Source organism: Rhodococcus wratislaviensis (assembly GCF_041228765.1).
Taxonomy (GTDB): domain Bacteria; phylum Actinomycetota; class Actinomycetes; order Mycobacteriales; family Mycobacteriaceae; genus Rhodococcus_F; species Rhodococcus_F wratislaviensis.
Genome location: NZ_CP150488.1, coordinates 4,343,493 through 4,365,217 on the forward strand (window position 1 = coordinate 4,343,493; position 21,725 = coordinate 4,365,217).

Below are 21,725 nucleotides of genomic sequence, written 5' to 3' on the forward strand. Positions count from 1 at the left end.
CACGATCGGGCGACGTGACTTTCGTCGTGGCTGGCAACAGTGGCCAGGAGCCGCGGCGCCGAAGGAGTGTCCGGGAGCAATGGCGGTGCGGATCGTGTCGGGGGAGAACCAGGCGCAGCCCCCGCCAACGATGGGTATCAGCTGGCAGGGGCGCTACACGGTCAACCTGCGCGTAGTGACGCGCGGCGCATCTATGATGTTCGTGAGCTGGAGCGTGGAAGTCCAGGGATTGTGATCCATGCCATTGCGCAATTTCCGACAACCCCGAATTACCGACCAGTAAGTGCGATTTCGCAGTGCCACAATGTGGTCCGGAATGGGTTCGGAGCCGCTCGTCCGTCATTGTTGCTGATGGCCGCCTGCCAGTCGGGCCCCGCAATAGCTGTGCCCGACAACCTCCCCGATCTGGACGCGACAGCGAAATACTGGGGGAGACTCAAATCGGACACCGGCGTGTGATGTAGAACACAGCGAATTCTGCGGGAGAAACCTGGCGCTTGGGGATGGTTGGTTGCAACCCTGAGTCGAGACCAAACCTCCCGACTCAAATAAGGGTATGGGTGTCGGCATTTCGGCCGATGTGCAGGTGCCGAAATCGGTCGAGTGTATGCGGTGCAACGTCATCGACGTGGCAATCCGGAACTCCTGCACCTGAAAGAAGAGTTGTGATGGCACGGATCACCGATAGCCTGGGCGCCAATCTGCTGAATGCGTTGCGCGTCAGTGTGGTTGGAACTGTTCTCTACGCCGGGTTGGTCATGGGCGTGGTTGTGGTGGCCGTGTGGAAGTTCCCGATGCCCGGCCTGTAGGCGCAATGACGTGTGGTCCTTCGCCGGTGCCGGTGGTTGATCGCGCGCGTCGTAGATTGTGCATCACTAATTCGGCTCTGGAGCGGACGGGGGATCGGCTGCGCCCGTGGGTCCGGGTGGCCGTGATCGACGCGCGGCACCTGCGCCGGGCGTCGTGTGGCGTGGAAGGAATGCGAATGCTCGAGACGGGTATGGGCGCGTTGGTTGGCTTACTGGTGATTGTGCTGCTGGTGGTCCCCGTCTCGTTCGGTGTGGCGGTACGGGCGGATGCGAAGGCCCGCCGCCTCTCGGAGTGGCGGGACTCCGATGCGGACCTGGGGCGGTCGGTCGCGGTCGCGGAGGTGGCTGGTCGGTGTGATCAGTGGCGGCGGCTCGCAACGCGGGCGTGGCTGATCTGCGGTGGTGCCTCGCTGGTCGCAGTAGTGGTCGTGGGTGTACTGATCTGTGTCGGGTGAGGACGGCGTGAACGGGACCGCGTGATCGCTGCTCTTCGTAGTTGAGCGTGCGTGAGCCGGCTCCTGGGAGTCGGTACCGCCCCAGCTAGGTCACTCCGGTTCGGTCAAAGGTCACCGTGGCCTGGCGCTGGTTCATCGAATTCTGGACTGTGCGCCGCGTACTTGTCGACTTCACCGAGGCGCAATTCTGTGCGAACGAATGGGCCTAGCCTGGGTGTAATCATCGGCGTATGCATGGCTTTCATTCTTTCCCTCTCTGTGGTGAGCCCCCGATTTCCGAGGATTTCTCAGTCCCGACTAAAAGTGTGAGTATCCATGAACTCTCGCGAGTATCGCCGGTGGCGTCAGCGACGTCGCGCCGCTTGGATCCAAGCGAACCGCACCCGCAACCATCCCGACCCCGAAGCGGAGCACCTGATCGAATTCGCCATGATGTGGGCACCATTCGGTGGTGCTACCGAGGAGGAAATCCTTGTGCGCTTCGGAATGACCGCGCGCCGTTTCATCGAGCGGTTGTGGCAGGTCATTCCCGAATCGGACTGTGCCCAAGACGATATTTGTATTTTAGCGACTGTGTACCCCCACCACCGCCGCACGGGCGGGCCAAGCAGCTAACGGTCCGACCGGTCCCACGCTTGCGATGTGATCCTTCCGGTTTGGCCTGAGGACGCCCGTAGAGGGACCGGTGGACGATCCGTGGCGCCGAGACCGAGACCGAGACCGAGTACGCGGGAAGTTGACGTGCACTGCGTCGCAATCCGGCGGCGGTGCGGGTAGGGATCATTCATCCGACGGTTGTATTCGGCGCCGTGCAGGGGACTTGGACGTCTCCTGCCCAGTGGGATCCTGCGGAAGTGCCTCGACCGGTTCAACCGTTCATGTGCGGTACGGCGTGTGTCGTCTGTGGCTACGGGTATGGCGCCCGCGCGGCGAGTCCCTGTGCGGCTGCCGCGGCACGCACGGCGTCGATCACCAGTTGCAGTGGCGGTCGGTGCGCTGCTGTCCCGCGATGGGCGATGGAGATCGTCCGCATGAGCGGTTCGGTGAGCGCGACGACGTCCATCCCCGGCGGGCGCAGAGTCAGTCCGAGATCGGAGACAAGGGTGACGCCCAGGCCCGCGGAAACCATTGCGAGTGCCGTTGCCTGCTCGCCGACCTCATGATTGATCCTGGGTTCGAATCCGCAACGCTGACAGGCCAAGCGCACCGCGCGGCCGAAATGCGAATTGGGTCCCGCAAGGATCCAGGGATGCTCAGCGAGGTCCGCCAGCGCCATCGTTCTCGCGGATACCGTGCCCGGAGGCAGCGCTGCGTGCAGCCGCTCCACCGCGATCACCACTCTGGTCAGCTCCGGGTCCCATTGCATCGGGTAGTCGGAATAGTTGATCACGAACGAGAAGTCCAGTGAGCCGTCCCGTACCGCGACTGCGGTGTCCTCCGGCGCGAGTTCCTTCGTTCGCACCTCGATGCCGGGATGCTCGGCGGCCAGCAACGTCAGCGCACTCGGCAGCAGGCTCGACGCGACGGACGCCCACACACCACCGGTCAATCGGGCGGTGACCCCGTCCTGCGTTTGTTCCAGGGCAGTCGTCGCCCGGTCCACCGATCGCATGATCTCCTCTGCGTGCTCGGCGAGGAGCAGGCCGATCTCGGTGAGCTGTACCCGCCGACCGCGCCGCTCGAATAGTTTTGCGCCGACGTCGCGTTCGAGCTGGGTGAGCTGTTGGGATACCGCGGATGTGGTGTAGTGCAAGGCCTGCGCAGCGGCTGTCACGGTGCCACGGCGGTGCAACTCCCGAAGCATCCGCAACCGGCGCAAAGACAGCTCCATGCCTCCAGCCTATGCATCCATTCCGAACCGTCCAACCTGCCACGCGCTGCCCTGTGTAGAAAGCGTGAACGCAATCATTCACGATCCTTAACTGGACGCCTGGTCACCAGCGCGCGCACTCTGGCGTCATCGGCTGAGTGGTCGTGGAAGATGCTTTTTGACGACGATTGGGGTAACTCGAGGTGACCACGACGACGGAATGCGGGTTCGGGCGCAACCCCGAGCACCGAGCGTATGACTACCGCGAGAACACTGCGACGCAGCGTCGGGTCGATGTGGCGACCGTGCGCAGCGGTGAGCCCCTGTTACGTGTGACGTGGTCTGATCCGGTCACGGGAGCTCGTGGTTACCTCGTCGTGCACACATTGGTGTCCGACCTGGCAACCGGGGGCACTCGAATGCGGGCAGGCTGCACGATGTCGGAAGTGGAGGATCTGGCCAGAGGCATGGCGGCCAAGACCGCGGTTTTCGACCTGCCTGTCGGCGGCGCGAAGGGGGGCATCGACTTCGACCGGAAGGACCCCCGTGCCGTCGGTGTTCTGGAGCGGTTCTGTCAGGCGATGCGTCCGTGGCTGGCCGCGCACTGGGTGACCGCGGAGGATCTGGGAGTGCCGCAGCATCTGCTCGACGACGTCTTCGCGCGGCTCGGCCTTCAGCAGTCGTACCATGCGGCGATCAGCCGTGCGGAAGATCCGCAGAGGACTCTGCGCCGGGTACGGGCGGCGTTGAACGCCCCGGTGCCCAGCGGGTTTCTGCTGGGCGATGTGATCGGCGGTTACGGTGTCGCGCAGGCCTGCATCGGTACGGTGAAAGCATGTGGCTGGGTTCCGGCCGACACGACGGTGGCGATCCAGGGCATCGGCACCATGGGGGGCGGCGCGGCCTGGTATCTGTACGAGGCCGGTATGCGCGTGATTGCTGTCGCCGACGCCCTCGGCACGCTGTACTGTCCCGACGGCCTGGACGTTCCCGCGCTGCTCGACCTGCGGGACGGCTTCGGCGAGATCGACCGTTCTCGCGTCCCCTCGCATGTTCAGCGGTTACCGAGCGCGGCTGTGATCGCCACTGCGGCAGACATCCTCGTCCCGGCCGCGATCTCATACGCGATCACGACGGATAACGTCGACCACGTCGCCGCGAAAGTCGTGATCGAGGCAGCGAATGCCGCGACAACCCCGCCGGCCGAGGCGGTGCTCACCGGGCGGGGCATTCCGGTGGTCCCAGACTTCGTTGCCAATGCCGGAGCAGTCGCCTGGGCCTGGTGGGTACTACTCAGTCAGGTCGGCACCGACCCCGAGGACTCGTTCCGGCGGTTGCGTACTGAGATGCTGGCCAAGGTGGCGTTGCTGCTCGGGCGATGGAATTTGGACGGCGTGGCGCCACGGCAGACCGCGTGGGACCTCGTCGCGGCCAACCGCAGCGCGCCGGCCCCGGCCGATCCTCTGGCAGTGCCGCTCATGATCCAGTGAACGGCGGGCGATCAGCGACAGAACACCGGGCCGCCGGGTAGGGGACTGTCACTTTCGATCGGCAGATCGCCAAGAAGCGACAGCGAGGCTCGGCCGGCGTTGTCGACAGAACTCGCCTCCCAGTTCGACGACGTTGTCCCCCGCATGCGGGAGGTACCCCAGGCACAACGGTCTCGAAAGAGACGCTCAGAAAGATTGCCGACAAGGTACGACGCCGAGATCAGACTTGTCGTCTATTCGCCGAACGCGGCCGAGAATCTCAATGCTCGCTACCGTCGGGCGGTGCGGGCGCCTGGGCACCGCCCGAACGAACAAGCTGCACTCGAGCGCCAGTGTCTGGCCACAGGCCCGGGACTCGGTGGAAAGGAGCGTTGCACGCTTTCGCGACCGCATTCCAGGGACGCATCACCGCGGATGGAAGTTAAACCCATGCGCCAGAACCAGATCCGCCGAAGCTCGGATTGTCCTGTGCGAGGCGGCGTGAACCAGGTTTCCGGCGACAATTGCGTGGACGATTGGCTCTGTTGTGTGGACGATTGGTCCCGTATTGGGTAGCGCATTTTCGGAACAATCAACGGATGACAACAAACACCGCGCCGAGAATCCTCCCCTCACGCCGCTCTGAGCGCGCTGGGTGGGCGGGGGTGCTCATCCTCATGGCCACCAGTTTTACGCTGGTGCTCGCTGAATTTCTTCCGCCCAGCCTGCTGACGCAGATGGCAGCCTCACTCGACATCACTGAGGGTCAGGCGGGGCAGACGGTCACCGCGACCGCGTTCATGGGGTTCTTGGTGGCCCCCGTCGTTGGCATGATGTTTCCCCGGCTGGACCGGCGAACGCTTCTGACTGGGGTTGCTCTGACCGCTGCGGTTTCCAACATTTTGGTCGCCGTCGCACCCAATCTCGTGCTGTTGCTCGTCGCCCGGTTGATCCTTGGGGCCGCAATTAGCGGATTCTGGGCAATGTCGCTGGCGATCGTCTCCCAGCTGGTGGCACCGGAACGCCTAGGGCATGTCTCCCAATAACTTGAGCCACTCGACGATGCCGGCGAGCAGGAATCCGGCGCGGTAGGTGAGGGCGAGTTTGTCGTAGCGAGTGGCCACCGCACGCCACTGTTTCGCCTTGTTGAAGGCCCGTTCGACCACGTTGCGCCCCTTGTAGGACTCCGGGTCGAAGTTCGGTGGCCGCCCGCCTGCGCGGCCCTTGTTCACCCGGTTCGCTGCCTGATCGGTCTTCTCGGGGATCACCGCCTTGATGCCTCTGCTGCGCAGCAGTTCCCGGTTTGCCCGTGATGAGTACGCCTTGTCGGCCCGGACCTCGACGGGGCGCGTGCGGTGCGCTCCGCCCGCGAGCCGCGGCACGCAGATGCCCTCCAGCACGTGGGCGAACATCGGACTGTCACCGGCTTGGCCTGGGCCGACCAGCACCGACAGCGGGCGCCCGTGACCGTCGCACGCCAGGTGCGCCTTGCTGGTCAACCCGCCCCTCGACCGGCCGATGCCGTGATCGGCAGGCTCGTCACGCAGGTTCGTGTAATTCGGTAGATCCCCCTGTGTGGCGGGCGGCGTTCGCACCGTGCTGATGGACACGGACCACTGTGGAATCGACCGATACCGCCCAGTCCAGGTTCCCGCCGGCGTCGGCCATCGCGACCAGAGCCGTCAGCACCCGATCCCAGGTTCCGTCTCCGGCGTATCGGCGATGTCGCTTCCACACCGTCTTCCACGGCCCGAAATGCGACGGGAGATCTCGCCAGGGCAACCCGGTCCGCAGTCGATACAGCATCCCCTCGACCACCACACGATTGTTCCGGAACTTCCGCCCCCGGAGCCCATCGGAACTGGGCAACAGCAGCGCGAGCAACTCCCACTGCTTGTCCGTCAACACCTCAAACCGATCAACAACGTCTGCCACACCGAAGAGTCTGCAGCACAACACCACAAATCATTGGGAGACACACCCTAGGGCGTGGCCTTATGCTCGTGAACGGTGGCACCACCGTCGCCACAGTGGGCGGCGTGCCCTTGGGTGTCTACCTTGGCTCTGTGTTTGATTGGCGCGTGGTGTTTGTCGGTGTGGCCGTCGTGTCGGTGCTGGTCGCTATCTCGTTGCGCGCCGTGTTGCCGGCAATTGCCCCTGCCACCACCTCGGGGTTTCGCGAATTGGCAGACACCCTCAAAGTGCCCGGCCTGTCGTTGGGTCTGGTGGGGCACGTACTCACCGTCCTTGGCCACTTTGCCGCGTTCACCTATATTCGGTTGGCATTCGAGCAAGTTCCCGGCATCGGCGCGGGCGGAATCGCGGGATTGTTGGCCGCGTTTGGTATCGGAGGCCTTGCCGGAAACGTCGTCGTCGGGCTGCTCGTGGATAAGAACCTGAACCTGATGCGTTTGGTTGTGCCCGCACTCATCGGCTTTGGCATCGCTACGGTTGCGCTCTTCCCTGGACATTTCTGGGCAGTGGGGGTGGGTGCGACAGCATGGGGTATTGGATTTGGGGCTTGGTTGCTGGTGGTCAGTACGTGGATCGGGCGGCTCGCTCAGGATCGGATGGAATCCGTGGGCGGGCTAATCGTGACCGGATTTCAGATTGCGATCACTCTTGGAGCTGGACTCGGTGGCGTGGTTGCAGATAACGCTGGAGTCCAGGCGACGTTGATTGCCGCCGCACTTGCTTCTCTCGTGGGTGGAACCTTGTTCCGAATGGCCAGGACGACGGCAGCAGCAAGCGCGGAGGCATAACCGGCCTATAGGGCAGGAAGTAAGAGGGACCGTTGTTGTCCGCGCCAGACAGCTGGCGCGGACCCGGTGTGCCGTCGAAAGGCGCGCCTGAAACCGGCCTCAGATTCGTACCCGAGGCGGTGGGCGGTTTCTATGATGCTCAGCCCGTCACGGATCAGAAGCGTTTTACCGGTCTCCATTCGAACTTCGGTCAGATATGACGCCGGGGTTCGACCTACCAGAGTGGTGAAGCGCTCCGCGAAGGCGGATCGAGACATGGTTGCCACCCGAGCCAGGGTCTGCAGGGTCCAGGCATCCCCGGGACTCTCATGGATCGCATCGAGTGCGCGTGCGATGAACGGGTCCGACACCTGATGCGGCCACCGCTCGGGAGCGCAGCCAAGCTCCGCCCAAAGCCGGATTGCGGCCGAGACGATGGTGGTGGAAATGAGGCTGCACACCACTGCATCTCCTGCCCGACTGAAATCGGAAGCGTTAGCTTGTCCGCTGAGCATGCCCTCGATGAGCATCGCCATATTCGGTTCACGTACAGAGAACTCCCTCACCACCAGAGTGTTGGGGAAAGTGCCGAGAGTCTGAGCTGAGCCGCCGGACGGCAGAAACCATGCGTTGATAACGTTGGATTCGCGCTTGGCGCGGATCTCAGCTCGGTGTGCCCGGGGGTAGATGAGTAGGTCACCGGCGGAAAGCTCAGTTCGTTCTTTGCCAACATGGAGAGCTGCAGTTCCTGCAGAAATGTAGGAGAACCCGGCGGAGTCATGCACCCGCGCGACTCGTTCACCCGGCGCCAGCAACTCACGCTGTGCGGCCTGAACTGGCCAGTCCAGCGAGGCCAACGCACGATCCAACGCCCCCATCTGCCGAGGCTCGTTATCTAATGCTTTGAACACCGTAGTGCAAACTCCGTAACCGTCTGAGAATATTCCTCGACCGCCCCCAGAGCGGCCGTGTCGGCCCTCCGTTGGAGTAGGCACGTCTACCAGGCGGCCGAAAGAATTGAATTGATTATCGAATCTGCCTCGCGCCCACAGTATGTGCTCAACGCGGAACGATATTCGGCGTCGAGGATGTCGAGGACATCGAGGCAATCGCCTTTCGTCATGCAGCTCGACCAGGCGCCGCGTACGGCATGGCCGAGGACGAAGCTTGTGCGACTGTGCGGAGCCGGGGGTGTCCAGAGCTCAGGAAACAGGTACGCCCAGGCGGTTCTTGCGACTCCTCATCAAGGCGTGTCGAATGTGCTTGCACCCCGCATCTCGTAGAAGGTGCTGTCGGACTGTCACATTGGCCTTGTCCTCGCGTGTGGTAGGGGTCTTGTCCGGTCTGTGCACGTCGACCTGTTTCGATGGCCGGACGTACGGCTCGCGCTTTAGGTGCGCGCATATTAATAGTGCACTAATAGATAGGGTACACTACATGTTGAGTTGGGCTTGATCGAACGGGGTATCGCTGCGAGTAGTGCGATGGTGAGAGTGCTGCACGCAAACACGAAACTGCCGCCGCTATGGGTGTCATCACGGCGGCGCCGTCGGTGAGTTCGGCAAGTCCGAGTGCGGAGTGGCCGCGGCCTGGGGGCGGGTTGCCGGGTCATTTCTCACGTCGGGCGCGTTCGAGATCGACGCGGAGGCGGAGGCTGCACCATCCCCGACAACGTTTTCGAGTAGTCGACTGCTCGCACGCGCGACGTTAGCCTTGACGGAAGAAGTCCCGTGCAGTGCCCGTCCATGTGCCGCGCTTCAACGTGCAGGGAGTAGAGATGCCCGATCGCAGCCCTACCACGACCCCTATCGCTCCACCGAACGACGTCTCCAACGCACAACTCGTCGAGTGGGCTTTCGACCGGATCAATGCCCAGGACGTCGACAGCCTGCGCAATTTCTGGACCACCGATACCACCGTGAACTTCCCGACCGGGACCTGTCGCGGGGCCGCCGAGATCGCCGCCTACTTCGACCAGGTCTTCGCCGCTGTCACCGACTTCGCCTTCGAGCTCGTCTCGATTGCCGAGTCCGGCAAAGACGTCTTGGTCCACTGGCACCTGACCGGACGGCACGTCGGCACCTTCGTCGGCATCGCGGCGACCGGGCGGCGAATCGACTTCGAGGGATTCGATCACTTCGTCATCGAGGACGGGAAGGTCGTCACCAACACGGTGCGCTACGACCAAATGGAGTTCGCCCGTCAGATCAAGCTGCTACCGCCTGACGGATCTGTTGCGGATCGTGCGATGAAGGCCGTCTTCAACGCCGGAACGCGTGTTGTCGGCATGGTTAGACGCCACTAACCCCACGATCACATCCGATGCTTTTACGTTGCAGCAAAACCGCTTTCAGCGAGCCGGCGAGCTCCGGCAGGATCTCGGAGGCCTTGCTGCCGGGCACCGTCTGCGCGTCCAGCGCGGCTTGCGTTTGCCGGCCTGGTGCTTTCCGGCGGGTCTGGAGAGGATCTCGAGAACGGCGGATGGGTGACGCGGGGTCCGAGGACCCGTTCGAGGGCAGGGTGGATGGAGGTCAGGAGTCCGCGGATGCGGTTGCTGACGCGGTGGCCTCACCGGCGAGGCCGTCATCGACGCCGGTGAGGCCACCAGTTCCGTCAGCGCCTCGTCTCCGGTGTCGACCCGGCGCAGGGTGTGCGGCAAGGTGCGGGCGTGTCGGTGATGCGGCGCATCGACACGCCGGGCAGGTAGGCGACGTCATGTCCGCGCAGGAGCGGGCGATGGTGACGGGCAGGGCGCCCGATGGTGTTGGGTGGTCGAACAGCCAGGACCGTGCGGTCACGAACCCCCAATTGCGCGCCGCGGCGGCGGTACCGTGGTCGCAGGTACGGGAGAAGGTGGCGGATTCATGCCTCTCGGTGGCAGGGCGAGCGCGGGAAACCTTCCCTATGAGTTGACGAGTTTCGTCGGTCGTCGCCGGGAGATCGCCGAGGTGCGTCGACTACTCTCTGTATCGCGGCTGGTGACGTTGACCGGTGTCGGGGGTGTGGGTAAGACGAGGCTCGCACTCCGGGTGGCCGCCGATTCTTCTCGCGTGTTCGACGACGGTGTGTGGTTGGTCGGGTTGGGCGAACTGCCCGACCCGGACGCGGTCGTCGACGCGGTGCTCTCGGCGTTGAACGTGCGCGAGGGTCGGGGCGGCCCGCCCCAGGCATTGCTCGTCGAGTACCTGACGGCACGGAAGGTGCTGTTGGTCCTCGACAACTGCGAGCACCTCGTCGACCAGGTCGCCAACCTCGCCATCGCCCTTCTCCGTGCCTGCCCGGAACTTCGGATTCTCGCGACCAGCCGGGAACCTCTCGGCATCGGGGGAGAAGCCGTCCTCCGGGTGCCGCCGTTGACGATGCCGGAACCGGACCAGCGGTCGACGGCCGGCGGAGGGCTCGGGCACTACGAGGCGGTGAACCTGTTCGCCGAACGTGCGGCGTCGTTGGTCCCGGGCTTCGCTGTCACCGAGGACAATCAGGATGTGGTCGCGGCGATCTGCCGTCGCCTGGACGGTCTGCCGCTGGCGATCGAACTGGCGGCGGTGCGGCTGCGGGCGATGTCCGTGGAGCAGCTCCTGCAGCGGCTTACGAACCGATTCGGGCTGCTGACTTCGGGCAGTCGAGGGGCGCCGGCACGGCAACAGACTCTGCAGTGGTGCATCGACTGGAGCCACGAGTTGTGCACTCCGGCCGAGCGGGAGTTGTGGGGACGGCTGGCGGTATTTTCCGGCAGCTTCGAACTCGACGCCGTCGAGGGCATCTGCACCGACCCCGTGGCGGCAGAACAGGTTGTGGATCTGGTGGGCTCGCTGATCGACAAGTCGATCCTGATTCGCGACGTGGATGCCACGGGTGCGGTGCGGTACCGGATGCTCGAGACGCTGCGCGACTACGGTACGGAACGGCTGCAGGAGACCGGTGAGTTCGGCTCGCTGTTACGGCGGCACCGGGACTGGTACGAACAGGTGGTGCTGCGGGCGGAGTCCGATTGGGTCAGTTCACGGCAGGTGGCCTGGATCGTGCGCCTGGACGCGGAGCAACCCAACATCCTTGCAGCACTGCAGTTCTGTCTCATCGGGCCGAGCGAGGCGGATGCGGGAGTTCGGATGGCAGCGGCGTTGTACCCGTACTGGCGGGTGCGGGGCCGACTGCGTGAGGGGATGCGATGGCTTGCACAACTTCTCGCGGTCCAGGACGGCACACCCAGTGTGGAGCGGATCAGGGCGTTGTACGTGCTCAGTGTGCTGTCCGGACTGCATGGCGACCCGGAGGTTTCGGCGCTCTATGCCGAACGCGGAGGCGCCGTGGCGGAGCGGCTCGGTGATCGCACCGCCGCGGCGCTGATGGACGATGCCGCCGGTCATCACGCCCTGATCACCGGGGACTACGCAACGGCGTGCGAGTGCTTCGAGTCCTCGATCGCGGTCTTCCGTCAGGACGGGAATCTGCTGTTTCTGATCTGGTCGCTGCTCGGGCTCGCGACGGCCAGTGACGCGGCCGGAAACCGGACGCGCAGCGAGGAGTGCCGGCGGGAGGTTGTTGCGCTCACGGAGTCGCGAGGGGAGTCCGTCTATCGGGGATGGGCGTTGTGGGGTCTAGGGGTGGCGTCCTGGGAGCGCGGTGAGCACTCCCAGGCGAAAAAGTTGATTGCGCAGGTGCTGCAGCTCGCTCGGTCTGGGGACGACCGCATCAGCTTCGGCGGGTGCCTCGAGGTCCTCTCGTGGATCGCTGTGGAAGAGGGAGCGCCCAGGCGTGCCGCCACGTTGATGGGTGCCGCCGAGGCCCTCGCCGAGACAGCAGGGGTTCCGAGCACCATGTACCCGAATCTCACCGCCGTCCATGAACGGGTCGAGCAAACGGCTCGCCGGGCGATCGGTGACCGCGCGTTCGAGGTGGAGTTCCGTCGCGGGGTTGGCATGCGGTTCGAAGACGCGGCAGCATACGCACTCGATGAGAAGGACAGGGTCGGCGTCTCCGCAGGATCGGACCCTTCGAGTCTGACGCGGCGGGAGTTGCAGGTCGCCGAACTTGTCGCCGAGGGCTTGACCAACAAGGCGATCGCCGACAGGCTCGTCATTTCGCAACGCACCGCGCAGGGGCATGTGGAGCACATCCTCGCCAAACTGGGATTCACCTCCCGTACGCAGATCGCGGCCTGGATCATCGAGCAGAGACAGGGCCGGCAGTCCTGATCGCACACCGCCACGCATCACAAAAAGGATTCCGTCCAGGCTGATCGGTCCGCCCGCGTCGCCGAACTTCGACGCCGCACGCCCTGCATTCCGTGCAGGGCCTGGCTTACGGACTCGAAGACGCCGACGAGGGCGGAAATCCAGCTCGTTGGACAGAAGAGGTTGGCCGCCAACGCCCTCGACGATCAGCGGGGTGTCCGGCACATATTGTTGAGCGTCGTTCCGGGGGACGGCGGTGGAGTCACTGCGCGGCCCCGTTGTCGAGGTCCATGGTGTAGCAGACCGCGGTGCCGTCGAGGACGACGGTGCCGTCATCGCGGGTGACGGTGGTCTTGAGGACACCGTACCTGGTCCGGGGAGTTGCTCGGCGACAACAGCGTTGAGGATGGCACTGGTGATGCTGCCTTGTACGACGGTCTTCCCGAATCGGGATGCTTTGGCAGCAGCGTGGTCGTAGAGCAGGGATTGCGGTCGCCGCTGATCTCGGTGAACAGGGCGATGTCGTTGTCACCGACGGTGCGGGAGAGCTCCGCGGTCTGGAGGCGGCTCGCGATCGCCGGTGTAGAACCGGTGCCGATGAGGCTGGCGACCTGATAGCCCAGAGTCGCCTTGATGTATCGAACACCGGTTCCGGATAGTGTATGAAACCCGTTGCGCAAGAATGAATGCATGGGTTCTCCAGCGTGTGCGGGTTGTAGGGTTCGTGGTCATCACGACCAGGATCCCGATTTGGCGTGCGCATAGGGGAGGGTGCCCGGATGGCGTCGACCGGACGCACCGTTGGTCGTGCCACCCGGTCCCGCAGCGCAGGCCCGGGTGAGTGGCGTCGGGGCTCACTCAGACCGCCGCGCGGGCGCCTTCGCCCGCGTGGGCTCCTGTCTTGCGTGGCGGGTGGACACGCCACCGTGCTGTGACCGATGCCCGTGTTGGGTTGATCGGGTTGGCGCGGTGGCGGGTCCGTCCACTGTCAGAAGGTGCTTGACGACATGGAGGCGTGATTGCGGTGGGGTGGGGGAGGAGTCGTTCGATTCGATGGTGGGTATGAACCGGCGGTCAGGTCGGTGTAGGCAGTGGGGCGGCGGTCGCGGAAGAGGCCCCAGCTTGCTCGTTGGGTGCGCAGTTTCTCCAGGTCGAACTCGTGGAGAATGACTCCTTCGCTGTCGTTGCTCAGTTCCTCGACGACTTCTCCGCGTTGGTTGGTGATGAAGGATTGTCCGAAGAATTCGATGTGCGTGGTGCCTTGGGTCTCGACGCCGATTCGGTTGGCTGCGACGATCGGCATCATGTTGGCGGCTGCGTGTCCGCGTTGCACGTTCTGCCAGTGGGTGTGTCGCAGTTCGGTGTTCTGCAAGTCTCCCGGTTCCGTGGAGTGGTCACGGTGGTGGTCGTTCGGGGTGGGGCTTGATCCGATTGCGGTGGGGTAGAGCAGTAGTTCCGCTCCTTGTAACGCCATGATTCTCGCCGATTCGGCGAACCACTGGTCCCAGCAGATACCGACGCCGATGGTGGCGTAACGCGTGCGCCACGCTTTCAGGCCGGTGTCGCCGGGATTGAAGTAGAACTTCTCGTGATATCCGGGGCCTTCCGGTATGTGTGTTTTCCGATATATTCCGAGGATCGTGCCGTCTGCGTCGATGATGGTGACGCTGTTGAAGTATTTCTGATCGTCGCGTTCGAATGTGCTTACCGGTAGAACGATCTGCAGTTCGTGGGCAAGGTCGCGGCCCAGTTGCACCGCGGGGTTCTCGTCGATGGGTGTGGCGAGTGAAAAGTACTCGTCGTCGAGGCTCTGGCAGAAGTAGGGCGTCTCGAACAACTCGGGGAGGGCGATGATCTGGGCGCCGGCGCCGGCGGCTTTGCGTACCTGGCGCTCGGCGGTGGCAAGATTTTCGTATAGGTCCCAGGTGCAGGCGAACTGGGTGGCGGCCACGGTCACGTGTCGTGGCGTCGTTTGCGGGGTGGGTCTCATGTGGATTGCCTTCTCGATGCGGGTGTTAATGGGCTGGTGTGTGGGAATTGAGGTCTATCTCGAGGTGGGTGTGGGGGTCCAGATCGGCGTCCGAAGCGTGCAGCCGGTCGAACAGTAGATCCACTCTCCGGCGTTCGGCGGTGCTCATCGGCGCTACGTAGGTCAGGGCGACGTAGACGGTGGCGTTGACGAGTAGTGCTGCGACACCGGAGGTGAGGCCTCCGAGCCAGGGGATCGCGATCGGGTAGACCAACTGGAGGACACCTGCGGTCACGAAACCGCTGGTCATCGCGGAGACCGCTGCCGTGGCGGTGCCTTTTCTCCAGAAGATCCCGAGGAACAATGTCGGGGCGAGTTGGCAGATGCCCTGGTAGGAGATGAGGGCGAGGGTGATCAGTCCGGAGGAGGTGCCGACGGTGGCGAAGGCGCCGATGGCGGCAAGAAGTGTCAGCACGCCGACCGTGATGCGTCCGATTCGGGGGTCGGTGACGCGGACTCCCTTGGCCACCCCGATGATGTCGTTGGCGGTTTGGGTGCCCAGGGCCTGGAGGTTGGCGCCCACGTTGCCCATGGTGGCGGCGACCACGCAGATGCCCGCCAGGATGATCAGGCCCACGCCCCCGATGCCGGCGGTGATGAACCACACGTCATCTGGTGCTTCGGTGACACCGGGAACGCTGGAGGCGGCGATCGCCATCAGCGTCAATGCGGCCCCGAAGATCAGGAGCACCGGCGCCGCTTGTACCGCCGAGCGTTTGATCGTCGCTGTGCTGTTTGCCGTGAAGAGTCGAACAAAGATGTCTGGCCAGCACCAACCTCCCAGGGCGCCAGTGAGAATCAGCGACGAGAGGTAGAGAGGTCCGAGCGAGCTTCCCGGCCCGGGGAGTTCGAAGTGGTCCGGGGCGACGGCGTCGAAACCGTGGCCGTTGCCAAGCAGCCAGGTGAGCAGGCCGACAATGATCAGGGTCCCAATGAGGTAGGCGACGATGCCCTGCACCATGTCGCTGATGATCACCCCGCGCATGCCGAATCTGATCGTCCAGATCTGGCGCAGCCCGATCACCACGATGCCGATTACGACCGCCGCGCTCGCTCCGACGTGCCCGAACGACAGATACTTGAAGACCAGAGCCAGCGACTGCATCCCGAGAACGATCCACGGAAACGACGCGGCGATTCCGATCAGGGCGGCAACGATCCGGACCGCGCGTGAGTTGTATCGGGTGCCGAGCAGGTCCGCCTGGGTTCTCAGGTCGTACCGCTTACCCCAATCGTGGACGGGTTTCGCGAGGAAGAACATGAGCACGACAGCCAGCAGGGAGTAGATCATCGAGTAGAAGCCGATGACTCCGGCGCTCGCGGCGAGGCCGGCGAACGAGATGAACATCGTTCCGGGCAGCCAGGTGTTGAGGAACGCCATCGTTCCGAAGAACGATCCGAAGGATCGCCCGGCCGTCGCGTACTCACTGAAGGTTGCGTCCTTCCGTTTGGTGAGCTCCAAGGCCGTCACGACGACAACGAAGAAGACGGCGATGCCTCCGTATCCGATGAGCATGTTCATCACCGATCGCCCCCGCTCCCGCTGTCCAGTGCGGTCATCACGAACAGGCTCAGCGTGATGAACACACCGGCTGCGAGGAAGTATCCGATCGAAAGCAGGGCGGTGCCGTTGCCGGTCAGCCAGTGCAGCGGCGGTGCCAGCCCAATGACGAAGTCGAGCGCCAGGAGCCCCAGTATCAGGGCGGAACGCGACCTTGGGTTCGTGCGGTGATCGCAACACCACTGATCAAAGGGTGTTGCACATGGCGAAATATTCTCATCGGATGGTTCCGGAGATCTTTCAGACGTTCTGGTCGGGGATGGCGGCGGGTGAGTTCATCACGGGCGCGGCCGAGGCGGCCGGCCCGTATCGCAAACAGGGTGCTCGGTGGCTTGCGGCCTGTGGTGGGGTGCGTCCCCGGCGTGGCCGCAACCTCAAGGGCCGGTGTTTGACGTTCGCGGAGCGGGAAGAGATCGCCATCGGCATCGCCGCAGGTCACACGCTTCGTGAGATCGCGAAAGCCTTGAACCGGAGTCCGTCGACGATCTCACGCGAGATCGCCCGCAATTGTGAGCCGTCCGGGCGGTACCGAGCCAGATCGGCTCACGCAGCCGCCTACCATCGGGCCTCGCGGCCCAAGCCGTCCAAGCTCGCCATCAATCCGTCGCTGCGCGAGACGGTCGAGAAATCCCTGACCGAGCGCCACTCACCCGAGCAGATCGCGGGCCGCCTCCGACTCGATTTCCCCGACGATCCACAGATGCGGGTGAGCACCGAGACCATCTACCAATCGCTCTACCAACCCTCCCGCGGCGGACTCGAACACACCCTCACTCGATCGTTGCGGACCGGACGTGGGCTGCGCCGACCCAGTCGGAAGGCCGGCCAGCGCAAGAATCGGATCCCCGATATGGCCAACATCGCGGACCGCCCCAAAGACGTGAAAGACCGTGCAGTACCGGGACATTGGGAGGGTGATCTCATTGTCGGCAAACGGAATCTGAGCGCGATCGGCACACTCGTCGAACGTTCGACCGGCACCGTCATGCTCGTTCATCTGCCCGACGGATACAAGCCCGAGCAGACCGCGCCCGCGTTGACCGAACAGCTCGAGACGCTGCCCACGAGCCTGCGCCGGACCCTGACGTGGGACCAGGGTTCGGAGATGCGGGACTGGAAGAGCGTCAGCGCGGCCACCGGGATCGACATCTACTTCTGTGATCCACACGCACCCTGGCAGCGCGGGACCAACGAGAATACGAACGGCATTCTCCGTCAGTACTTCCCCAAAGGTTCGGACCTGAGTGTGCACTCGAAAGCAGACCTGGAGTGGGTCTCACGGCAACTCAATGAGCGCCCCCGGAAACGGCTAGAATTTCGCACACCCATCGAAGAGATGGAACGACTGCTGTTGCGATGACCGCCAGAATCCGCCGACCTTCTCGCGGACGGTCGAGCTGAATATGACATGTGCAAACTCCGTGGTAGGGCCCTCAGGGCATCTGCCGGAACGTTCCGGCACATTTATCGTCACGTAACCCCGGTCACATGTCAAGGAGTGGTGGCGAGGTTTCCCAACCGGAACCTCAGTACGATTGCGGCATGCCGGCAGTGACGATCATCGATCTGGCTCGCGAGCTCGGTCTGTCGAAGACGACGGTCTCCGATGCGTTGATCGGATCCGGGCGGGTGTCGGAGGCCACGCGTCAGCGGGTGATGACGGCTGCACAGTCGATGGGATACGTGTCCAATCGCGCCGCCCGGTCATTGCGTCGGCGAACGACCGGGGCATTCGGGTTGTACATTCCCTCGGAGGTCCGAGGGCTGTCCTTCTACATGCACTTCGCCTTCGGAGCAGCGGACGCAGCGGCATCCGTCGGACGAGATCTCACGCTCCATACGCGAACGTCCGAACACTTCCAGGTCGACGGCGCGCTCGTCATCGATGCTCTCGACGACGACCCGGTAGTCGACAGAATGCTCCGGGCTGCGATCCCGATCGTCTTCGCCGGACGGAGCGGCCCCCTTCCACTGCCCGCGCAACCGGTGGGAACGATCGAGATCGACCATCGCGCCGTCGTCGACTTTGTTCTCGAGCAACTCAAATCAACAGGTACACGGCGCCCGGGCTACGTCGGCCTGGAATCACCACGCGGCCCCCATTGGGCCGCCGACTCGAAGAGCAGCTTCGAAGAGTGGTGCCTGCGCGAGGGCATCGAGCCGCACATGTTCCTCCTACCCGCAGACCCCAACGAGGACGAACTGTTCGCTGCTCTCGAGAAGTTGACTGGTGAATGCGCCGTCGACGCAATCGTATTCGGGCCCCAAGGATTGGCCGGGCGCGCCCTTCCGATGCTGCATGCGCTCGGGAGGACTCCCGACGTCAACAGCGAGCACGGTTTTCGCGTGGCCTCCCTGGCTGGCGACCCCGTCAGTGAGTTGGGAAGTTCTCAGATCTTCGCAGTAGATCTTGCCCCGCGCAGTTTCGGCCACGAGGCCATGGACTTCCTCGTTGAAGTGTCCACTTCACCTCCATCCGAACCACTGCACCGTTTTCATGTGGCGGACTTACATCGGACTGTCGATAGCTCTGATGCACAACCGAGTTGAAGGCTGTCCGCTGACCGCAACTGAGAGGCGCGAAGACGCGTTGGCATCCCGGTTAGGCTCTCACGGTGATCCCAGGCGAGTTCCAGACCTACTTCGAGGTACCGCGACCTCGGCGTTGGGTCCCATAGTTATTCGGGTTGGTTGAGGGCGTCGGTGATGCGGTTGTGGACCGGAGGCTTCGAGAGTCTGGCTGGCGGTGCGGGCGGCAGCGTGGGCGCGGGTGTATTCGGTTGTCGCTGAGCCGAATGGGGATGCGGTGGGCGGGATTCGGAGCGGGCCTTCGTGGACCACTTACCCGACCGCGGGCAGGTGAGCGAGTTCTCCGTGGACGGTTCGAATGTGAGGTTGCGGCCTCGTGTTTCGGCTGTGCGCCAGATCGCGGTCGCATCAGCTGCGCAAGCGGTGTCGTGGTATCAGGTTCGGCGTCCAACTTCTCCGCCGCTTCCTGGAATGCCGGACTTTCGACTACACCCATCCGAACGTAGAGGCCGACCACTACGGGTATCCCGCTGAGCAGGAAGGGTAGCCGCCAGCCCCAGGAATACAGGCTCTCGTCCGGGAGCAGGCTCACCATCATGACCACATCGGTGGAGAGAAGGCACCCGATCGGGGACCCGAATTGCATTATGCCCGAACATTTGCCGCGGCGGTCGGCATCGGAGTGCTCGATTACCATGAGCGCTGCCCCACCCCATTCGCCTCCGATCACGATGCCCTGGACGAGGCGTAGCGCGACGAGCAGGACGGGAGCCAGGACGCCGATCGCGTCATAGCCGGGTAGCCGGCCGATGACGAAGCTCGCACCGCCCATCAACACCATCGTCACGATCAACATCGACTTGCGTCCCAGTCGGTCGCCGAAGTGGCCGAACAGTACGCCGCCGAGGGGGCGAGCGGCGTAGCCGGCGGCAAGGGTACCGAACGCGGCAAGGGTGGAGGCAGCCGAGTTCGACGACGGGAAGAACAGGCGTCCGAAAACCAAAGCGGCCATGGTGCTGTAGAGCAAGAAGTCGTACTCGAGGATGGTGCCGAGCAGGCTCGACCAGGCCACCCTGCGCAACTGCACGGGTTCGCTTGCGCGGGCCGGTCCGCCATGGTCTAGCTGCGGTTCGGCTCTTGGTGGTTGCTTCCGTGTATTCATGGGCTCCCAGTTTCAGTGTCGGGGCAGCGTGATTGGGCCGATCGAGCGGGCACTCGCCGCGGCCGTTCTGAAACAAGTCGGATGCTGTCAGTGCGTGGCTGCCACGACCACATCGATGAGTGCTTCGACCGCACGAGCGCAGTCGTTGCGGGCGTAACCCAGACGGAGCACCTGCTCCGGGTCCGGTTCGTATGCCAGGATGTTGCCGCGGCCTTGGACGATGGCGGGGTCCGGTAGCAGGGGGTGTTCCTCGTCGCGTTCTGCGATGACACGCTTGCCGCCCGCGGCGTCGACGACCATCTGGAAGAACTGCCGGAAGGTAAGGTTCTGGTCTCCGACGAGATACGCCGTGCCGGGTGCCGCGTTCTGCAGAGCGCCCCAGATCGCCTGCGCCAGCGAAGCGGCGGACATGTAGTTGGTGCCGCCGGGTGGGGCGAAGTCGGGGATGGCCGGCTCGTGTCCGGCCGCCCACGAGATCATCCGCCGATAGCGGCGGGCCGATGCGCCCGGCACGGCACCGATGATCGACGGCGGATTGAGTGTGCATACGGTGAACGACTCGTCCGCGAGCGCACGGGCGCCTTCGTCGGCCGCCTTCCGGGCCGAGACATAGGGGTTGACGGACGCGAGGGCTGGCCGCAGCTGGTGGTAATAGCTCCCTACCTGCACGAAGTGGCCCACACCGGCCTGCTTGGCGCGCTTGGCCAGGCGCGGTACCCCGACGCTCTGGGTGTTCTCCCAGAAAGGCTGTTCGGCGTCACCGGGCGACTTGTGCCGCACGTCCTGCCCGGCGGCGAAGACGATGCCGTCGAACCGCGATAATTGCTCACGGGTGAAGGAGGGGATGGTGTAGTCACCCGCCAGTCGTGGAAAGTCGGCGACCGGCGAATCGTCTGGTACCGGGCCCCGTGCCGCTACGGTGACGTCATTGCCGTGGTCACGCAGGTGGAGGGCGGCGTGAGCGCCGATCATGCCGGTGCCGCCGATGATCAGAATCTTCATACTGAGGTGCCTTTCGGTGTTTCGCTGCTCAGGGGTTGCGGGGACGATTGGTCCAGCCACCGGAGCGGCGGGGAACCCAGCCACCGGCAGCGTGGGTGCCGCCGTCGACGTGAATGGTGCCGCCGGTGACGAAGCGGGACAGGTCGGAGGCAAGAAAGAGTGCGGCGCCGGCGACGTCTTCTGGCTGCCCGGGGCCGCCGAGCGGCGACCAGGTCGGCCACAGCTCCCGGTCTTCCTCGGGAACGAGCGTCGCGTAGGGCACCTGGACGGACTCGATGAGGTCCGGAGCGATCGCGTTGACCCGGATGCCGGATGGGCCGACCTCCATGGCCAGCGACCGGGTGAACTGCGTCAGGGCGGCCTTGTACCCGGAGTACACGGCGTGGCCGGGAATCGCTCGGTGGGCCTCGACGGTGGTGAGGTTGATGATCGAGCCGTCACGCCGCTCGGTCATGCCCGGCAGCAACGCCTGCGCCAGACGCAGGACGTGAGCGAAGTTGATCTCGTGCAGCTCGTCCCACAGCGACGGCGTGTTGGTGGCGAACGTGTGCGGCGGCTGCAGATAGTGGCCGACATTGTTGACCAGCACATCCGGTCGGTGCCCGACGAGTGCGGAGGGGCACGACGTCGCGCGCACATCCCATTCGACCGAGGTGATCGAGCCGCCTGCGGCGATGTCGAACTCGAGCGAACCGATCGGTTCGATGTCTGCGACAAGGACGTCGGCGCCGTGCGCGGCGAAGGCCCGCGCAACCGCCGCTCCGATGCCTGCGGCACCGCCGGTGACCACGGCACGTCGGCCGGCCAGCATCGCACCGGGAGTGAAGGAGATGAGATTGGGCATTGACGGATTACAGAGCATTCCACGCATCGGCCGATAGCCGATTTCCCGGTGGATGGAAGAATCTCCGTCTCCGCGAGCGCTGGTGTCAACCATTTGCACGAGGTGGTCTCGCGTGAAACTCTCGTGAGGAGAAGCAATTA

19 protein-coding genes and 4 pseudogenes are annotated in these 21,725 nt (G+C 64.2%); 13 read left to right on the forward strand and 10 right to left on the reverse strand.

Features of this window, described 5'->3' with window-relative positions:
• The first annotated feature begins 79 nt into the window (after positions 1–79).
• The 4 genes from WKC72_RS20085 to WKC72_RS20100 all read left to right on the forward strand — a co-directional run bounded on the left by WKC72_RS20085 (position 80) and on the right by WKC72_RS20100 (position 1,879).
• The gene (locus tag WKC72_RS20085; RefSeq protein WP_370178624.1) at positions 80–235 is read left to right on the forward strand and encodes a hypothetical protein; all 156 of its coding nucleotides are present in this window, start codon (positions 80–82) and stop codon (positions 233–235) included.
• A gap of 433 nt (positions 236–668) precedes the next feature.
• Positions 669–809 (forward strand): hypothetical protein, encoded by a 141-nt coding sequence (locus WKC72_RS20090; protein ID WP_037227142.1) that lies wholly within the window; start codon positions 669–671, stop codon positions 807–809.
• A gap of 176 nt (positions 810–985) precedes the next feature.
• Positions 986–1,264: a hypothetical protein gene (locus WKC72_RS20095; RefSeq protein ID WP_370178627.1), complete on the forward strand. Its 279-nt coding sequence runs from the start codon at positions 986–988 to the stop codon at positions 1,262–1,264.
• Positions 1,265–1,579: 315 nt separating this feature from the next.
• Complete coding sequence (locus WKC72_RS20100) at positions 1,580–1,879, forward strand: hypothetical protein (RefSeq protein ID WP_037227138.1); 300 nt, start codon at positions 1,580–1,582, stop codon at positions 1,877–1,879.
• Positions 1,880–2,171: 292 nt separating this feature from the next.
• Here the strand turns inward: WKC72_RS20100 and WKC72_RS20105 are convergent, their stop codons facing one another.
• Positions 2,172–3,095, reverse strand: coding sequence for a LysR family transcriptional regulator (locus tag WKC72_RS20105; RefSeq protein ID WP_037227136.1), 924 nt, complete (start codon positions 3,093–3,095; stop codon positions 2,172–2,174).
• A gap of 182 nt (positions 3,096–3,277) precedes the next feature.
• Here WKC72_RS20105 and WKC72_RS20110 point away from each other — a divergent pair, with 182 nt between their 5' ends.
• The 3 genes and pseudogenes from WKC72_RS20110 to WKC72_RS20120 all read left to right on the forward strand — a co-directional run bounded on the left by WKC72_RS20110 (position 3,278) and on the right by WKC72_RS20120 (position 5,589).
• Positions 3,278–4,564: a Glu/Leu/Phe/Val dehydrogenase dimerization domain-containing protein gene (locus tag WKC72_RS20110; protein WP_370178630.1), complete on the forward strand. Its 1,287-nt coding sequence runs from the start codon at positions 3,278–3,280 to the stop codon at positions 4,562–4,564.
• Positions 4,565–4,771: 207 nt separating this feature from the next.
• Positions 4,772–4,989: pseudogene (locus tag WKC72_RS20115) on the forward strand (transposase); the annotation flags it as partial.
• Positions 4,990–5,142: 153 nt separating this feature from the next.
• Positions 5,143–5,589 (forward strand): MFS transporter, encoded by a 447-nt coding sequence (locus WKC72_RS20120; RefSeq protein ID WP_370178632.1) that lies wholly within the window; start codon positions 5,143–5,145, stop codon positions 5,587–5,589.
• Here the strand turns inward: WKC72_RS20120 and WKC72_RS20125 are convergent.
• Positions 5,569–6,478, reverse strand: a protein-coding gene (locus WKC72_RS20125) for an IS5 family transposase (protein WP_268789290.1) whose coding sequence is annotated in 2 segments (ribosomal slippage) — positions 5,569–6,120 and positions 6,122–6,478 — 909 coding nt in all. Because the reading frame shifts where the segments join, the coding sequence is not laid out codon by codon here. The genes WKC72_RS20120 and WKC72_RS20125 overlap by 21 nt on opposite strands.
• Before the next feature lie 32 nt (positions 6,479–6,510).
• Here WKC72_RS20125 and WKC72_RS20130 point away from each other — a divergent pair.
• Positions 6,511–7,305, forward strand: a complete 795-nt coding sequence (locus tag WKC72_RS20130; protein ID WP_370184419.1) for an MFS transporter — start codon at positions 6,511–6,513, stop codon at positions 7,303–7,305.
• 5 nt (positions 7,306–7,310) lie between these two features.
• On the opposite strand, the gene WKC72_RS20135 is transcribed toward WKC72_RS20130, so the two are convergent.
• Positions 7,311–8,195, reverse strand: a complete 885-nt coding sequence (locus WKC72_RS20135) for a helix-turn-helix domain-containing protein (protein WP_370178635.1) — start codon at positions 8,193–8,195, stop codon at positions 7,311–7,313.
• An 866-nt stretch (positions 8,196–9,061) separates the two neighbouring features.
• Here WKC72_RS20135 and WKC72_RS20140 point away from each other — a divergent pair.
• On the forward strand, positions 9,062–9,589 hold the full coding sequence (locus WKC72_RS20140; protein WP_037227459.1) for an ester cyclase: 528 nt from the start codon (positions 9,062–9,064) through the stop codon (positions 9,587–9,589).
• A 7-nt stretch (positions 9,590–9,596) separates the two neighbouring features.
• Here the strand turns inward: WKC72_RS20140 and WKC72_RS20145 are convergent.
• A pseudogene (locus WKC72_RS20145) lies at positions 9,597–10,190 on the reverse strand (transposase); the annotation flags it as partial.
• Between WKC72_RS20145 and WKC72_RS20150 the strand changes: the two are divergent.
• Positions 10,149–12,479: a LuxR C-terminal-related transcriptional regulator gene (locus WKC72_RS20150; RefSeq protein WP_370178637.1), complete on the forward strand. Its 2,331-nt coding sequence runs from the start codon at positions 10,149–10,151 to the stop codon at positions 12,477–12,479. The pseudogene WKC72_RS20145 and the gene WKC72_RS20150 overlap by 42 nt on opposite strands.
• Before the next feature lie 311 nt (positions 12,480–12,790).
• Here WKC72_RS20150 and WKC72_RS20155 read toward each other — a convergent pair whose 3' ends face one another.
• The 3 genes from WKC72_RS20155 to WKC72_RS20165 all read right to left on the reverse strand — a co-directional run bounded on the left by WKC72_RS20155 (position 12,791) and on the right by WKC72_RS20165 (position 16,009).
• Complete coding sequence (locus WKC72_RS20155) at positions 12,791–13,150, reverse strand: hypothetical protein (protein WP_370178639.1); 360 nt, start codon at positions 13,148–13,150, stop codon at positions 12,791–12,793.
• A 296-nt stretch (positions 13,151–13,446) separates the two neighbouring features.
• Positions 13,447–14,448 carry an N-carbamoylputrescine amidase gene (gene aguB / locus WKC72_RS20160; RefSeq protein ID WP_370178641.1) on the reverse strand — a complete coding sequence of 334 codons (1,002 nt, stop codon included), beginning with the start codon at positions 14,446–14,448 and terminating at the stop codon, positions 13,447–13,449.
• A 25-nt stretch (positions 14,449–14,473) separates the two neighbouring features.
• Positions 14,474–16,009 carry a sodium:solute symporter gene (locus tag WKC72_RS20165; protein WP_370178643.1) on the reverse strand — a complete coding sequence of 512 codons (1,536 nt, stop codon included), beginning with the start codon at positions 16,007–16,009 and terminating at the stop codon, positions 14,474–14,476.
• Positions 16,010–16,250: 241 nt separating this feature from the next.
• On the opposite strand from WKC72_RS20165, the gene WKC72_RS20170 reads away from it, so the two are divergent.
• The 3 genes and pseudogenes from WKC72_RS20170 (at position 16,251) to WKC72_RS20180 (ending at position 18,598) form a co-directional block, all read left to right on the forward strand.
• Positions 16,251–17,408: an IS30 family transposase gene (locus WKC72_RS20170; RefSeq protein ID WP_370178645.1), complete on the forward strand. Its 1,158-nt coding sequence runs from the start codon at positions 16,251–16,253 to the stop codon at positions 17,406–17,408.
• A 182-nt stretch (positions 17,409–17,590) separates the two neighbouring features.
• A pseudogene (locus WKC72_RS20175) lies at positions 17,591–17,728 on the forward strand (LacI family DNA-binding transcriptional regulator); the annotation flags it as partial.
• 96 nt (positions 17,729–17,824) lie between these two features.
• The gene (locus WKC72_RS20180; RefSeq protein WP_370184422.1) at positions 17,825–18,598 is read left to right on the forward strand and encodes a substrate-binding domain-containing protein; all 774 of its coding nucleotides are present in this window, start codon (positions 17,825–17,827) and stop codon (positions 18,596–18,598) included.
• Positions 18,599–18,971: 373 nt separating this feature from the next.
• Here the strand turns inward: WKC72_RS20180 and WKC72_RS20185 are convergent.
• The 3 genes and pseudogenes from WKC72_RS20185 to WKC72_RS20195 form a co-directional block, all read right to left on the reverse strand.
• Positions 18,972–19,739, reverse strand: a pseudogene (locus tag WKC72_RS20185) (MFS transporter); the annotation flags it as partial.
• 87 nt (positions 19,740–19,826) lie between these two features.
• Positions 19,827–20,741 (reverse strand): NAD-dependent epimerase/dehydratase family protein, encoded by a 915-nt coding sequence (locus tag WKC72_RS20190; RefSeq protein ID WP_370178648.1) that lies wholly within the window; start codon positions 20,739–20,741, stop codon positions 19,827–19,829.
• A 28-nt stretch (positions 20,742–20,769) separates the two neighbouring features.
• Positions 20,770–21,585: an SDR family NAD(P)-dependent oxidoreductase gene (locus tag WKC72_RS20195; protein WP_037227125.1), complete on the reverse strand. Its 816-nt coding sequence runs from the start codon at positions 21,583–21,585 to the stop codon at positions 20,770–20,772.
• Positions 21,586–21,725: the final 140 nt, after the last annotated feature.